Raw genomic sequence first — 16211 nt, 5'->3', positions numbered from 1 at the left:
AATTATTTCTCATTTCTATGATTATTGTGCTTTTGCTTTTCCTCGTTCTTCCCAAGTTCTTTAGAAAATTCTGTAAACAAATTTATATTACTATTCTTCATATCTTGATATTTTAATTTTTTTACATTTTCATAATATCTCATTGATACGTATATCAATGAATACAATAAAACAATCAGAGATCCTGCCACAAGTCCGGCAAACTGTCCCTGTACAAACGGCATGCTGCAAATAACACAAATAAGGACAACTAGTGTAAACCATGAAGCATATGTATATTTTTCTCTTTTCTTTTTCTGCATGCGGATTTGTGAGGCAACTATGGCTGCATACGTAAACATCAGCGCAAAGCCTCCCGAACTTATTAAAAACAAATAGACTTTAGGAAACAGAAGACCAATTACAAGTCCAATGAACATGGACAATCCTGAAAAAATTATTCCCCTGTAGGGAACATTTTTTCTGTCCTTTAATATCACCGGAGTATATCCTTCATCCGCAAGAGAACGAACCATTCTACCAAGACCAAACATACCTGCCAGCATGGTTGAAAGTACTGCAGTAAACATTATCAGGCTTATAACATTCCCGGCCCAGCTTATGCCCCACCTGTCAAGTGCCGAAACCATAGGACTCACATTTTCATTGAGTGATCCCGTGGGGATCAACATTGTAATTACCACAGCCGAGACTACATATAGTCCAACAAGACTGATTACAGTATATAAAGATGCTTTGGGAATTGTTTCCTTTGGATTATCCGTTTCAGAATATGCCAGACCTATTATTTCAAAGCCGGCATAAGCAAACATTACCGTAAGCATGCTTCCTGCAATGCCCTTTATTCCATTTGGAAAAATTGATCTACCTGTGAGTTTTCCCAACAATGCTTCTGGATTTTTTGGTATTAATTCTGAAATCAAAAATGTTCCAATAACTATGAAGGACACTATTGCAAACAGCTTAAAAACAACCAATCCACTCTCAATCCTGCTCAATTTATCGGCTCCAAGTAAATTAAGAAGTGTAATTCCAACAATTGTTACAGTCCCAAATAAAATAATCGGTACATAAGGTATCCAGGTGTGAAATATAATAAAGAGGGCTGCAACTTCACTTGACATGGCGAGAATCATTCCCGTCCAGTAAACCCAGCCCACGACAAATCCAGTACCGGCTCCAAAGGCTTTTGCAGTAAAACTTCTAAATGATCCGGAAGATGGATCATCTTTTATCATTTCAGAAAGTGCAGAAAGGATGAAATATACCAAAATTCCACCTAGCACATATGATATTACAATTGCAGGTCCAGCTGAACGTATGGCTACAGACGAGCCAATAAAAAAAGATCCCCCGATTATAGTTCCCAGTGCCATGGTTACAAGCTGCCATACAGATAACCCTCTACGTTTGTCTTTCATTTTACATACCACCTCAGGTTAATATACTTTTAGATAGTATGTGTGAATTACAGAAAATAAATTCTTTGACTTTTTGAATTGAATTTGCGGAATAAATATAGAATCATGCGAAATACTATATTTGAACAAGGAGGCGGTAAAATTATGAAATTAATTTCTGTAGGAGATACAGCTCCAGATTTTTCATTGGAGGACAATCTTGGACAATTTGTAAAATTATCAGAGTATAGAGGTAAAAATATATTGCTTTCCTGGCATCCTCTTGCCTGGACACCCGTTTGTACGGATCAAATGAGAGAACTTGAAAACAAATGGAATACCTTTCAAGAATTGAATACTGTTCCATTCGGGATAAGCGTCGATGCCCAGCCTTCAAAAAAAGCCTGGGCAACTGCACTTGCACTGGAGAATCTGAAGCTTCTTTCCGATTTCTGGCCCCATGGAAAGGTTACCCAGGACTACGGCTTATTTGTAGAAAAAGAAGGTATATCAAAAAGAGCCAATATAATAATAGATGAAACTGGAATAGTAAGATGGGTGAAGGTATATCAGCCGGCACAATTGCCTGACATAAATGAAATCATACAAACTTTGTCAGGCTTGCAGATAGCTGTAAAATAACCTTTCAAAAAATTATTGATGCTTGCAAAGCGTATATAATCTGCAAGCATCATAACTAAAATTTTTATATATATGCCGATGTAGTATCGGTTTTCAATTTATTTTCAATAATTTCTACTTTATTACCTTTAAATACATACAATCTATATACAAGTACCAATACTTCCTCGCCTACATTTAAACTCTCTTTTTCAAGTGAACGGAATCCTGTAATTTCTACATTTCCTAATTTAACACTTACAATCCAATTGGAACCTGCAAAAGAAATATCAGTAACAACACCTTTATCACAGGCAAGTTCACATTGTATTTCTCCTTTTTTACCTATTTCAACAAATTCAGGTCTTATAACAAATTCATTGCCCTCTTTAATATCCTTGAATGCCCTGAATTCATTAATACTCTCAATGACATTTGATTGACCAATAAATTTTGCTACAAAGGTCGTGTTTGGATTTTTGTATATGTCAACCGCTTTTCCAATTTGTTCAATACTTCCTAAATTGGTTACAATAATTTCATCTGCTACCTCTACTGCCTCTTCCTGATCATGAGTTACAAAAATACTTGTTATTTCAAGTTTGTGTATCATCTGTCTGAGCCATGTCCTAAGTTCTTTTCTTACTTTAGCATCAATAGCTGCAAAAGGCTCATCCAGAAGAAGAAGCTGTGGCTTTGGAGCAAGTGCCCTTGCAAAAGCAACTCTCTGTTTCTGTCCACCGGACAACTGACTTGGATATCTGTTTTCCAGTCCTTTAAGCCCTATAAGTTCTATTAATTCATTGACTCTCTGCTTTATATATTTTTTGTCGGCTTTTTTTATGGAAAGTCCAAATGCTATATTCTGATAAACGGTCATATTCCTGAAAAGGGCATAGTTCTGAAAAACAAATCCTATTCCCCTTTTACCTGAAGGTATATTGTTTACCAGTTTTCCGTCGATATAAACTTCACCACTGTCGGCAGTCTCAAGTCCTGCAATTATGCGAAGTATCGTAGTTTTTCCACTTCCACTGGGTCCAAGAAGGGCTACTAATTTACCTTTGTCTATTTCGAATGATATATTTTTTGAAGCGTCATAACTTCCAAATTTCTTGTTAAGATTTTTAACTTGAACATACATCTCTATTTCACCTCTTTTTTTGCTTTCCACTCAATAATATTTCTCAGAATCAATATAATTATGGCTATAAACACCAAAATAGATGATACTGCAAAAGATGCCGAAAACTGATATTCATTATACAATATTTCCACATGAAGCGGAAGAGTATTCGTCTCACCCCTTATATGTCCGGAAACTACTGAAACGGCTCCAAATTCACCTATTGCACGGGCACTGCACAGCACTATTCCATAAAGCAGTCCCCATTTTATATTTGGCAGCGTTATTTTTCTGAATATTGTCCATAAATTTGCCCCCATGGAGGCTGCTGCTTCTTCCTCATCAGTTCCCTGTGTAATCATCAGTGGTATTATCTCCCTGGATACAAAGGGGAATGTAACAAATATCGTAGCCAAAATTATCCCCGGCAGTGCGAAAATTATCTTAATATCATTCTGGAATAAAAAGTTGTAAAATAAACCTCCTCTTCCAAAAGTCAGCACATATATAAGTCCTGCTATAACCGGTGAAATAGCAAATGGAAGATCTATCAATGTTATTAAAAAATTTCTGCCTTTGAATTTAAATTTTGATACGGCAAAAGCCATTATTATACCAAATACAGTATTTAAAAGAACTGCAATACCTGAAGCTATTAAAGTAAGTTTTATGGCTGAAACAGTATTTTCCTCTGTAATAGCCATAATATATGCATCTTTACCTTTTTTAAAGGCCTCCATCAGTATGAGTATCAATGGCATTCCAAGCATTATAAATAAAAATATTATTGTTATTGCTATGAGTAGAAATTTAACAGCACCAGATCCAGAATAATTTCTATTTTTCAACTTTATCACTCCTATGCATACTTATTGGATTTCCATTGAATTAAATTTATAACAAACAGCATGAAAAATGAAAATACAAGCATAATCAGGGCTATAGCTGTAGCTCCCGAATAATCAAACTGCTCAAGCTTGGTCATTATTAAAAGTGGAGCTATCTCTGTCTTCATCGGCTTGTTTCCTGCTATAAATACAACAGAACCATATTCTCCTATACCTCTTGCAAAAGCAAGTGAAAATCCCGTTAAAAGTGGAGCAAGGAGTTGTGGAAGTATTACTTTGAAAAATATCTGTATCCTGGATGCACCAAGAGTCGAAGCTGCTTCTTCTATACTTGAATCCAGATCTTCAAGAACAGGCTGAACTGTACGCACAACAAATGGTATACCTATAAATACCAATGCCACAGTGATTCCAAATGTAGAAAATGATCCCTCTATGCCAAACTTGGAAAGAAAAGAACCAATCCATCCGTTTTTTGAGTAAAGTGTCGTAAGTGAAATACCTGCAACAGCTGTAGGGAGAGCAAATGGCAGGTCTATACATCCATCAATAAATCTCTTGAAGTGGAAATCATATCTTACCAGTACCCAGGAAATAATCAACCCAAATATGGTATTTATGGAAGCTGCTATAAATGCACAGCCAAAGCTTATTTTATACGATGCAACTACCCTTGGATTTGTAACAACTTTCAGGAATTCATCAAATCCCATTTTTGACGTCTGAATCAATATTGTACTGAGTGGAATTAGAACTATCAAACTTAAATATAAAACAGCTAATCCCATAGATATATTAAATCCCGGAATAACTCTTGTCTTTCTAGCCATCTCATGTATCCTCCCTATTTTTACCTAACTTATTACTTTTTAGGTTGATATATCTGATCAAAAGTTCCACCATCATCAAAATGGGTTTTCTGTGCCTTAGCCCATCCTCCAAATACATCATCTATTGTAAACAAATTTATCTTCGGAAATTGGCTTTCATATTTTTTGGCAATTTCTTTGTCTCTCGGGCGGTAGTAGTTCTTTGCAGCTATTTCCTGTCCTTCTTTAGAGTACAGGTAATTCAAATATGCTTCTGCAACTTTTCTCGTACCTTTTTTATCCACTACCTTGTCAACTACTGCTACAGGTGGTTCTGCAAGTATACTTACTGAAGGCACAACTATATCGAACTTATCTTTTCCCAATTCTTTCACTGATAGAAAAGCCTCATTTTCCCAGGCTATGAGTACATCTCCAACTCCTCTTTCAACAAAGGTAGTGGTTGCACCTCTTGCACCTGAATCCAGCACTGCAACATTTGCATATAAATTTTTCACAAATTCTTTTGCTTTCGCCTGATCATTATTGTTTTTCTTTAAAGCATATCCCCAGGCTGCAAGATAATTCCATCTGGCACCGCCTGATGTTTTAGGATTTGGAGTTACTATTGATACACCTTTTTTTGTGAGATCATCCCAGTCCTTTATATTTTTAGGATTTCCTTTTCTAACAAGAAATACTATGGTTGACGTATAAGGCGAGCTATTATCCTTAAATTTTTTCTGCCAGCCTTCATTAATTAAATCTGCCTTCTGAATTGCATCTATATCATATGCAAGGGCAAGCGTTGCAACATCAGCTTCCTGTCCCTCTATAATTGATCTTCCCTGTTTTCCTGAACCTCCATGCGACTGTTTTATAGTAACATCCTGACCACTTTTTTCTTTCCAGTACTTTGCAAAAGCTTTATTATATTCTTCATACAATTCTCTTGTAGGATCATAAGAAACGTTCAACAGTTCAACTGGTTTTTTACTTTCTGCTGACTTGTCACTGCTTGTATCGCTTTTACTGCCGCATCCTGTAAAAGATGACAATATAAAAATACTTATTAGTGAAATCAAAATACCAAACTTAAATTTTTTCATAAAAATTCCCCCTAAATCTTTTTTGGTTAGTGTAAAGTTTTTTACACTATAAATTAAAAATTCCCATTAAGTCAAAATACTTATTAGAGTTCAAGTATTTTGACTTAGTACATAGTTTATGCACTTGTTTTCCTCCTCACTGTGCTTTCTTTCATTTAGGTAAGAAGTATGTTCTTTACTTCCACTAAAGACTATAAATTAAAAACTCCCTATGGAGAAACCATAGGAAGTTTGATGTTCCTTTGCTTCTCATCTTTCAGGTATTCCTGCTGGAATTGGCACCATTGAACATATATAATATACATCCAGGTTGCCGGGCATCATAGGGCCAGTCCCTCCGCCTCTCTTGATAAGAAATTAAATATTTAATTATTTGCAATTTATCTATTATAATATAGTGTTTATAATTTTTTGTCAAGAAAAACTTAAATTTTCTTCAGGGCAAACGCATGAAAGATGATATTTTGTTGTTTAAGATTGGAAACAAAGCACCACCATAAGCCTCATATCTTAAAATAATATCATTTCATCCCCAAGTCTGCTATACTTATCTTAATATGAAAATAAGTATAGCTGAGCTGAGGTGAATACATATGGAAAAAGATTATTTTAAAGACAGATCTAATGAATGTAAACTTGTAAATTCCATCAATATAGGTGATACAGTATATATCTGTGAAAAGTCAATGCAGAGATCTGCATCTAAAATAGAAGATTTAACTTTTGGAGTTGTTGTTCGTAAACTTACAAAACATGATCATCCAAGAGGAATAAAAGTTGAAATAAAATCCAATGATGGAAGGGTAAGCATAGGGAGGGTTGTATACCTGGTTAGAAACGGCAAAATTATATATGGAAAGCGGACTTAGATATTGTATAAACAGTGCCGCCATAAATTTATATCCGCTTTTCATCGTTGGCGGGCACAATAGGACCAAGTCCCTCCGCCTCTCTCACTATTTCATCTATAAATTGAGCACCATTACATACAATTGATTTGTCTTATCTTTTAACTGAATTTTTCCCTTCCTTATTTCTCTGTAACCCAAACTCTTCCAGAAACCAATTCCCTTGACATTCTTATCGATAACACCAATTCTAAAGGACCCAGCCCCAAGATTGACCGCCCATTCTGTTAATCTAAAATGTACCATTCTGCCAAGACCTCTACCTCTTTCCATTGGATCAATAAGCATTAATCCAAGCATCCACTGTGTGGAAACAGGAAAATCCTTCACAATGTCAACAATACCTACAAGCTGTTTATTATTCTTAAATATTCCAAAAACAAATTTATCTCCATAATCTTTACCTGGCGGCAACTCTTCAAATATTTCCTCAACATCTCTCCTTGAAGCTTCAATTCCTCCATGCATTACATAATAATCACTGCACCTTCTACAAAATTCAGATATAATATTTATATCATCAGTTCCAATTGTTTTAATTTCACAATCATCAAAATCATAAATTTTATACGTCATCGCCGCTCCAATCTGTAATTAAAATTAATACAAATTAAATTCTCGAATACTTGAGTTCTTTATCATATACATCCTGCTTTATAAGTCCCACCTCTTCAAGATACTCAAGATATGAAACCAGCATCCTCTCTATTACATTATATTTATAGATGCTGTTTATAGGAATATTAAAGTCTTTTACAACAGTACTGAAAATATCCTCCAATTTCATGGCTCCATCCATATTTCTTAATATATTCATGGCTCTATTTTTATAAAAGTATATATTATCCTCTATAAGCCCCGTAATATTATCATATACACCTTTATGTGACAATATATAATCGCTGCAGTGTAAATCATAAAGCTTCATTTTGCTTTCCAGATCCTGCTTCAGCATATAGGCATATGGCATTTTGGCACTTTTCATAACATCATGGCTTATAAGGGCATCTCCCAGATATCCTACATCATCCGGTGTAACAATGCATATATGCCCTGGACTGTGCCCCGGAGTATGCACAACTTTAAATTCCACACCGCATAAGGACACTGAATTTTGACTGTCGGAAATCATAATATCGGTTTTACATACCATATGTCCAAAATGTTTTTCAACTTCAGATAATGTCAATGAACCATAGTAAACCTTTAGTCCAACTACCGAGCTGCAGGTAAATGCTTCATAATATGGCATGGCAACATAACATCCGTATTTTTCCTTCAAATATGTATTATTTCCTACATGGTCTATATGTGCATGTGTACATATTATGCCGGCAACCTTGTATCCGCTTTTTTTAAGAAATTCATCTATTATATTTCTTCCACCGTGAGCCATTCCCGAATCAAGCATTATAATTTCATTGTCATCAATTTTGTAAAAAGATACATCTGATATTCCCGTATCAAGGTAAAATGTATTACCTCTTATATTATCTACCAACATAATTATCTCCAAATCCACTACTAAATTTTATATTAATAATCTTTACAAGCCAGTACTTTAGTCTTCTCAATTACTTTTATTATATTTAAAAGTGTATTATTTACCGGAGTGTCCACATTGTATTTCTCCCCCAATTCACATACAGTACCAGCAAACATATCAACCTCGGTATCCCTTCCATATTTGATGTCCTGAAACATGGATGTCCCGCTGTCTTTAGGCATTGTGTCCAGTACTTCATACCACTTTTTGATATCATTTCCATTTAAATTGGCTCCAGCTTTTTGAGACAATCTTATTACTTCCCACATGGCAGATTCCATAAATTTTCTTGCATTGTCATTATTCTGGAACAATCCATAAGTTGCTCCAAGTACTGCTGATGTCTGGTTTATTCCAACATTTATCATAAATTTGTACCACATTGATTTTTTCATATCCTCAGGAATTTCATATTGAATCCCTGCTCTTTCAAAAAGATCCTCCACAGCCTTTACTTTTTCTGAATGATATCTATTATTCTCTTCTCCAAAAGCTATACTTCCGTAACTTGAAAATTCGATGTGACTACCTCTACGGTTTCCATCAATGGCTATACAAAGTGCATAAAGCATCTTGTCCATTCCATACTTGCTTCCTATTATTTTTTCACTTGTAATACCATTCATGAGAGATATTATTATAGTATTATCTCCTACATGATTTTTTATATCCTCAACAGCTTGTTTCAATTGATTTGCCTTCACTGAAACAATAATCAAATCTGCCGGTTCACATCTGTCTTTGGGGTCCACATACATGAAGTCATAGCGCTTCCCATTTATTATAAATCCATCCCTTCTATATCTATCAGCTCTTTCACCTCCTGCTATAACTCTCAATCCTTCCGGATTTAAATCGTATAATTTGCTGTTATAGGCACAGCCTATTGCACCGAGTCCTATTGATGATATTCTCTTTATGGTCTTCATGAAATTCTTCCTTTCTTAAAGCAATATACTATTTACTATTTTATCATATAGAAAATCCAATTTCACAGAATGAAATTGGATTTTCTATAATTATATTTTGAATTTCATTACCATGCCATTCAATTTCTGGGCAACAACCGCCTGCTCCGCAGCCGACTGTGCTACCTGTTCTACAGCCTTGGTAGTTTCATCTATATTGGACTTTATTGCTTCAGCATGCTCTGAAGACTTCTGTGAAGTATTTGCCATATTTTGAACAGCTTCACTTACCTGATTTATTGTAGCTGTAAGTTCTTCTGCCATGGATGCCATTTCCTCGGACATCTTGCTTAAAAATTCAGAATCATTATAGTATTCTGTACTGATTTGCATGAATTTCTCAAACTCACTATGTACATCCTCATTTACAAACTTCAATATATCCCTGCTCTCCTGTGAAAGATTAAAAAATGCAGTTTGAACTTTTGTTATGGTATCCTTAATATTAATTACTGCACCTGAAGACTGCTCCGCAAGTTTACCCACCTCATCTGCAACTACTGCAAATCCTTTTCCATGTTCTCCGGCTCTCGCAGATTCAATAGCCGCATTTAACGAAAGAAGATTTATCTGTTCAGCTATACCAGCTATGGTATCAGCCATAGTACTTATGCTGGCCACTATTTTCCCATCCTCAATGGATTGAAGCATCTTCTTTCTCTTCTCTGAATACATGCTTCTTACCTTTTCTACAGCCTTTTTCCCTCTTATCCGGGAAGCAGTTGACTTCTCCTTTGAGTTACTCGCATTATTACTGCCATCCACAGCCCTTCCCGATAATTCATTGATACTTGACTCAACTTCTTCAATGGATGCTGTTATTTCTTCCGCTGTGGCACTTCTTTCCTCAATTCCTGAAGTTATATTTGCCACACTCTCGTCTATATTCATAACTTTTGCAGATAATTCTTCTGAAATTGCGGAAAGTTCCTGGCTCGAAGAACTTATATTCTGTGAATTTTCTCCAATCGTCTTTATAAGTTCTCTAATATTCGACTGTGCTTTTTTCAGAGCTTCAAATATTTGAGCAAATTCGTTGTTTGTTTCAATTTCGTGTTCACCTGTGAAATCAAAATTGGCCAGACTTTTAGATATATCTACTACTTTAAAAATGTATTTATTTATCTTTCTCGGTATAATAAAGCTAAAAAGCAACGCTGCAACTATTCCTGTTATTATCAATATTGTTGTTATGACATCCTTATAGGGAAACGTAGTAATTCCTACAATTCCAATACCTGCAATAAATGACATCATGATTAAAAAACTTATAGTCAATTCTGTTTTTACCTTCATAAAAAATTCACCCAACCTTATTATTTAAACTGTTCATACTTTAATTTTTCAGCTAATTTGTCAAAAGAAAGCGGTCTGCTAAATATGAATCCCTGTATCTTACTGCAGGCTATATTCTTTAAATAGCCCAACTGCCCTTTAGTTTCAACTCCTTCTGCCACAATTTCAAGATTTAGTTCATGTGCTAGATTTACAATATTTTTGAGAATTATAAGAGCTTTACTGGAACTTTCAATTTCATCAATAAATGATTTGTCTATTTTAATTCCATCCAGAGGAAGATATGTCAGATAGCTTAATGAAGAATACTTTATTCCAAAATCATCAACAAATATTTTTATGCCCATATCCTTGAACTTGAAAAGAGTGTCCAGCACCTTTTTTGCCGGATTCATAAGTATCCTTTCCGTTATTTCGAAACAAAGACAATTTGGGGTTACTTCTGTTTTGTCTAATACATGCTCCACAAACTTTAAAAAAGAATCGTCTTCCAATTGATTTTCTGATATATTTACTGACATATGAATATTTCCATATCCTAAACTATCCAATTCTTTAAACTGACTACAGGCTTCATACAATACAAGTTTTCCAATTTCATTTATCATGCCATTTTGTTCGGCAATATCTATAAAGTATCCCGGTGATATAATTCCCCGTTGAGGATGATTCCACCTTAATAAAGCTTCCACCCCGTAAATTTGACTAATATTCGTATCAATTTGAGGTTGATAATATAACACAAACTCTTTTTTTGCTATAGCCTCTTTCAATTCAATCTCAATTTTCACTCTGTCTGCAAGATTATTATTCATACTCTCACTATAAATCGAATAGCTATTTTTACCACTTTTCTTGGAATTTAAAAGTGCTATGTCAGACATCTTGAGCATCTCACCGGCATCTTTTATATTTTTAAAATAAAATGATATACCTATGCTCACAGTTATATATAATTTTTTATTGTCAATTTCAATTATTTTATCAAACATTTTTAGAAATTTTTCAACTCTGGATTCTATGTCATCTACTTCCTTGAAATCAGTAACTAAAATAGCAAACTTGTCTCTATCAAGACTGGATAGGATATCATTTTCTTTTAACTGTATTTGTAAAGTTTCTGCAACTTTTTTTAACAAACTGTCTCCCAATTCACTGCCGTATATATTATCTATTGTTTTGAATTTATCAACATCAACTACAATCAAGGACATTTTAAAATTAGGCACTAGATTGAATTTACTTAAATATTCATTTAATTTCTTTATCAGAAATAGCTTATTAGGCAAATTGGTTGTAGTATCATAATAAGCAAGATATCTTATTTCATCTTCATACACTTTCTTGTATGTAATATCTGATATATAATTTATCGTCACACTACAACTTTTATCACTATTATTTACTTTTTTACCTTTATGCAAAATCCATTTTATTTTTCCATCTTTAGTCCTTATCCTGTATTCACAGTTAAAATAATCAAGATCTTTTTCCATATATTCCATCAAAGTATTATCCAGTATATATATATCTTCAGGTAAAATGATATTTTTTAATTCATTAAAAAAATTTTTCTTATCATATACATCATATCCTGTAATATTTTTCCAATTATTAGAGTAATAGAATTTATTTTTTTGTGAGTTCCACTCTACAATTACTTCATTGAGATTATTTAGGACAAATTCATACTTCTTTTTTATATTCAATTAAACCTCACCTCCCTTTAAAAGGCAATGTCTTTTAAGTATAACATAAAAAACATAATATATATTATATAACATATTTTATAAATATAAAATACGTTTTTTGCCAGTTAAACCATGTCACAATTCTTCCTCTTTTTACATTTTATTATATATATTTTAAGTATATACAATTTTTTTTACAATTACAAGTGTATTATACACTTCTAATTTGTTATATATTATTTAAAAAATTATTAAAGTCAGATTAGGTGGTGCATATGGAAATAAATTATAAAAAATTAGGTGAAAGAATTAGATCAATCCGCAAAGACAATGATATTACCCAGGAACAGCTGGCCGAAATGACAGGTCTTTCAAACAATTACATAAGCAATATTGAAAGAAATAGGTCTATTCCAAGTATTGAGACACTTTTAAAGATATGTAATAGTTTGCAGGTAACCCCTGATTTGGTATTATTGGATTCAATATATGTATCAAGGGAATATATAAAGGATGAAATTGCTAAAAAACTCAATAAATGCAGTGATAAAAACATACGATTTATTTCCAGATTTCTTGATATATTGATTGAAGAACAGGAAAATAATTAGTTTGCCAGTTTTAAATTGGCAGCTATAATTTTATTAAAACTAATCTATAGAATTAACTGAATCTTAACAAAAATATGTTAAATAAATGTGTACTTTATAATTCTGTCGTTAATTATGTAAATTAAATTATAATAACAGCATAGTATTTTCATTGACTTTTATAAGCCAATTCTTTGTTATATTTGACTTTAATTAAAATTATGAGAAAATTCCATATATTAATTCTTTTAAAATTTCATTATAAAATATTTTTAAATTTTAATAAAGCTCCAATTGACAGATCTGTATTATAAGTATATAATAAAGCTAATATATGAAAGGCGGTGAAACAATTGAATAAATTTCATGATAAAGAACCTGTTTTGATAACTCCTGATATTATTGATGAATGTTTAGCTGAATGCTTTGAAGTCCGAGAAAAAACTTCTCCTTCAAACAGAAAAAACAAGAAACATTTGAATTAGGCCTTTATTACAGGCTATTCTATTTTTACAAAATAGAATAGATGTATAAAGGCTTTTTTCTAATTTATATAAATTATCTTCATCATTTAATAAGCTTGTTCATATCTACTGCAACATTTCTAAGTTCATTTATATTTGCTTCAATTTCTTCACTTGCAGCAGCACTTTGTCCTATTTCATCCGTTACAGTCTTATACTTTGATATCGTATTTTCTGTAACACCGGAGACCTCCTCATTAAATTTAACTACATTTTTGGTTTCCGTTAAAAGAGTATTGGATGCAGTGCTTATATCTACAATATCATCGCTAAAGGATTTTAAATTCAGAATCATTTCATTTAAACTCTTATTAGTGTTATTGATCAGATTATTTCCCATTTTAGATTTTTCAGTATTGGAAGTCATTTGATGTTCAACTACATAAATGTTATTCTTAAGATCTTCCACTATTTGCACTACTTCTTCAAGTGATTTTTTTGTATTTTCTGCAAGTTTTCTTATTTCTTCAGCTACAACTGCAAAACCATTTCCATATTTGCCTGCTCTAGCAGCCTCTATTGATGCATTGAGTGCCAGAAGATTGGTATCTTCAGATATTCTTCCTATAAGATTCAATATTTCGTCTACCTTGCTTGATTTTTTCTCAAGCTCCCTTGTAGAATTAAATGTTTCATCTATACTATTTTTTATATCTGTAATAATTGAAATTGTATCATTTAGTGATTTTTGATTTTTATCCGTAGCATCAATAAATCCTTTTATCTTTGTTTCACTGGCTTTGGCTTTTTCTGCAACGACTTCATTTGCACCCAGCAGAGTATCCAGTATGTGTTTATTCTTATTTGATTTATTGAGTATTTCTTCTGATTCATTAGCTGCATTATTACTTGCTCCCGAGACCTCCTGAAGAGAACTTGTCTGTTCCTCTATAACCGCACTCAAGCTTTCACTGGATGCTAAAATAGTGTTTGAAAACTCAGATATGTTTTTAAATACATTTGCCATTTTTTTATTTTCATCTCTAATTCGGGCTTCCTTTTCAGTAATTTCCTTCAACAATTTAGCTGAAAAATATACGATCATAAATATTCCAGATAGTATCAATACTATAGCAACTATTCTCATACTCATTTCAGCAAGCATCATTCGCCCGCCCGGTAAAATTGATGGTCTGCTTACAAACAATACCGCCTGACATAATATGCTCAATATTATGGAAGAAACAATCATTTTTATATCAAAAAACAGTGCTCCCAAAATTACGAAGAAAAAAATTGTAAGCCACATCTCATTCAAGTTCATAGTAAAATTTAAAAACATATAGTGAAAATAAGTTATGAATAAAACTACAAGCTTCGTAATCTTAAAAGCCCTTTCGTTGAATTTATCTTTTTTCACCGTAGCTCTGTAGCATTTAAAAAATATTAATGAATAAACTATGACAAGAAAACATAATGTAATCAAAGAATTTGTTGTTATGCTTGTATTTAATCCAAATATTTTTAAGCCATAAAAAAACATAAGTGACAAAAGGCAGCTTATAGAATATATAATCAATACAAATTTAAGAGTTTTTTTGTTAAAACTCAATATACTACTTTCTTTATTTTCCATCTTACACCTCCAAAAGTATATTTAAATAATTTAGTCTAATTTTAAAATTTATGCTATAATATGTTATATTATAACATAAATTTTAGTTATATTAACTTTTTTATTAAATTAATTGTTTTAATCTTACAATCATACCCAGCAGCTATGCTAATATATATCAAGGAGGAATCTCATATTGAAGTACAAAAACGTTAATATTATAGGGACAGGCATATACCACCCTTCTAAAAAAGTTTACAATGATTATTATATCAAGCATTTTAAAAAATTTGGAAAGGATATAACCAATTTTCTTGACAACCTGGGCAGGAAAGAAAGGTATCTAGTTGACAACGATAGGGAAAATGCATTAACCATGTCAATAGAGGCCTCGAAAAAAGCACTTCAAAATGCCGGTATATCTGCAAATCAGCTTGACGCCATAGTATTTTCTTCAGATACACCTGAATATTTGTCTCCTTCCAATGCCGTTATGATAAACCACGAACTAAAAGCATCAAATGCGCATACTGTATATGACCTGAACTCTAATTGTGTCGGAATGATAGTTGCAATGGATCAAATAAGTCGTTATATGAAGACAAGTAAAAATATAAAATATGCGCTCGTGGCAGGCGGCTTGCTAGTATCTTCAATTGCCAGAAGCGATTGCAAATATACCTATCCAGCTTCCGGAGATGGCGGTGCGGCAGTAGTTCTTGAATGTGTCGAAGAAGATATTCAAAGAGGAGTACTGGATTCAAAATACTGTACAAAATCCGAATACTACAATACAATTGTTTCACCAAGCTGCGGCCTTACCAAAGCCCGACTCAACTCAACAAGCGAATACGATAAAAAACAGCAGTGGACCCCTTTTCACCTTGATTTTTTTGCTTTGGAATGGAGCAAGGCAATATATGAATTTGAATCCACATACAATTTTTCTACAGATGAAATTGAATACTTCTTTTTATCTCAATACTCAAAACAGTTTATAATGGAAACTGCAAAATTGCTTAATATTAAAAATTATTGGGACAAATTTACATACATAGGTGACAAATATGGCTACACCGGAACAACAAGTCCTATGTTTGCACTGCACGAAACTATTCAAAACAAAAAAATAAAGGAAAATTCAAAAGCAGTATTCTGTTCCGTTGGTGCAGGTGTGGCAATGTGTTCACTGCTTTATCAATTCTAGTAGACAAAACCTT

The 16211-nt window shown here is 33.0% G+C and carries 15 protein-coding genes and 1 riboswitch; of the genes, 4 read left to right on the top strand and 11 right to left on the bottom strand.

Annotated features, from left to right (window positions below):
• Positions 1-2 precede the first annotated feature (2 nt).
• Positions 3-1421 (bottom strand): amino acid permease, encoded by a 1419-nt coding sequence (locus LKE46_RS05245; protein ID WP_291719080.1) that lies wholly within the window; start codon positions 1419-1421, stop codon positions 3-5.
• 144 nt (positions 1422-1565) lie between these two features.
• Here LKE46_RS05245 and LKE46_RS05240 point away from each other — a divergent pair, with 144 nt between their 5' ends.
• On the top strand, positions 1566-2042 hold the full coding sequence (locus LKE46_RS05240) for a peroxiredoxin (protein WP_291719078.1): 477 nt from the start codon (positions 1566-1568) through the stop codon (positions 2040-2042).
• 64 nt (positions 2043-2106) lie between these two features.
• Here the strand turns inward: LKE46_RS05240 and LKE46_RS05235 are convergent, their stop codons facing one another.
• From LKE46_RS05235 to LKE46_RS05220, 4 genes are read right to left on the bottom strand one after another with little or no spacing between them, the layout of a single operon-like run.
• Positions 2107-3165, bottom strand: coding sequence for a sulfate/molybdate ABC transporter ATP-binding protein (locus tag LKE46_RS05235; RefSeq protein ID WP_291725575.1), 1059 nt, complete (start codon positions 3163-3165; stop codon positions 2107-2109).
• A gap of 2 nt (positions 3166-3167) precedes the next feature.
• A complete protein-coding gene (cysW, locus tag LKE46_RS05230; protein WP_291738341.1) occupies positions 3168-3995 on the bottom strand; it encodes a sulfate ABC transporter permease subunit CysW in 828 nt (275 codons plus the stop codon).
• An 11-nt stretch (positions 3996-4006) separates the two neighbouring features.
• Complete coding sequence (gene cysT / locus LKE46_RS05225) at positions 4007-4825, bottom strand: sulfate ABC transporter permease subunit CysT (protein ID WP_291719076.1); 819 nt, start codon at positions 4823-4825, stop codon at positions 4007-4009.
• Between the two features lie 32 nt (positions 4826-4857).
• The gene (locus LKE46_RS05220; protein WP_291719074.1) at positions 4858-5913 is read right to left on the bottom strand and encodes a sulfate ABC transporter substrate-binding protein; all 1056 of its coding nucleotides are present in this window, start codon (positions 5911-5913) and stop codon (positions 4858-4860) included.
• A gap of 246 nt (positions 5914-6159) precedes the next feature.
• Positions 6160-6269, bottom strand: a riboswitch (SAM riboswitch).
• 237 nt (positions 6270-6506) lie between these two features.
• On the opposite strand from LKE46_RS05220, the gene LKE46_RS05215 reads away from it, so the two are divergent.
• A complete protein-coding gene (locus LKE46_RS05215; RefSeq protein ID WP_291719072.1) occupies positions 6507-6782 on the top strand; it encodes a DUF2196 domain-containing protein in 276 nt (91 codons plus the stop codon).
• A gap of 96 nt (positions 6783-6878) precedes the next feature.
• Here LKE46_RS05215 and LKE46_RS05210 read toward each other — a convergent pair whose 3' ends face one another.
• From LKE46_RS05210 to LKE46_RS05190, 5 genes are all read right to left on the bottom strand, one after another.
• Positions 6879-7397, bottom strand: a complete 519-nt coding sequence (locus LKE46_RS05210) for a GNAT family N-acetyltransferase (RefSeq protein WP_291719070.1) — start codon at positions 7395-7397, stop codon at positions 6879-6881.
• Between the two features lie 34 nt (positions 7398-7431).
• Positions 7432-8325 (bottom strand): MBL fold metallo-hydrolase, encoded by an 894-nt coding sequence (locus tag LKE46_RS05205; RefSeq protein ID WP_291719067.1) that lies wholly within the window; start codon positions 8323-8325, stop codon positions 7432-7434.
• Between the two features lie 32 nt (positions 8326-8357).
• Positions 8358-9296: a ketopantoate reductase family protein gene (locus tag LKE46_RS05200; protein ID WP_291719066.1), complete on the bottom strand. Its 939-nt coding sequence runs from the start codon at positions 9294-9296 to the stop codon at positions 8358-8360.
• A 90-nt stretch (positions 9297-9386) separates the two neighbouring features.
• A complete protein-coding gene (locus LKE46_RS05195; protein WP_291719065.1) occupies positions 9387-10631 on the bottom strand; it encodes a methyl-accepting chemotaxis protein in 1245 nt (414 codons plus the stop codon).
• A 20-nt stretch (positions 10632-10651) separates the two neighbouring features.
• Complete coding sequence (locus LKE46_RS05190) at positions 10652-12340, bottom strand: bifunctional diguanylate cyclase/phosphodiesterase (protein WP_291719064.1); 1689 nt, start codon at positions 12338-12340, stop codon at positions 10652-10654.
• A gap of 257 nt (positions 12341-12597) precedes the next feature.
• Here LKE46_RS05190 and LKE46_RS05185 point away from each other — a divergent pair, with 257 nt between their 5' ends.
• Complete coding sequence (locus tag LKE46_RS05185; protein WP_291719063.1) at positions 12598-12933, top strand: helix-turn-helix domain-containing protein; 336 nt, start codon at positions 12598-12600, stop codon at positions 12931-12933.
• A 546-nt stretch (positions 12934-13479) separates the two neighbouring features.
• Here LKE46_RS05185 and LKE46_RS05180 read toward each other — a convergent pair.
• Positions 13480-15012, bottom strand: a complete 1533-nt coding sequence (locus LKE46_RS05180) for a methyl-accepting chemotaxis protein (RefSeq protein ID WP_291719062.1) — start codon at positions 15010-15012, stop codon at positions 13480-13482.
• 175 nt (positions 15013-15187) lie between these two features.
• Between LKE46_RS05180 and LKE46_RS05175 the strand changes: the two genes are divergently transcribed.
• Positions 15188-16198: a ketoacyl-ACP synthase III gene (locus LKE46_RS05175; RefSeq protein ID WP_291719061.1), complete on the top strand. Its 1011-nt coding sequence runs from the start codon at positions 15188-15190 to the stop codon at positions 16196-16198.
• Positions 16199-16211: the final 13 nt, after the last annotated feature.

It is taken from the genome of Clostridium sp., from assembly GCF_022482905.1.
GTDB lineage: Bacteria > Bacillota > Clostridia > Clostridiales > Clostridiaceae > Clostridium_B.
Note: the sequence above shows the minus strand (reverse complement) of the source record. Positions and strands in the feature narration are given on the sequence as shown.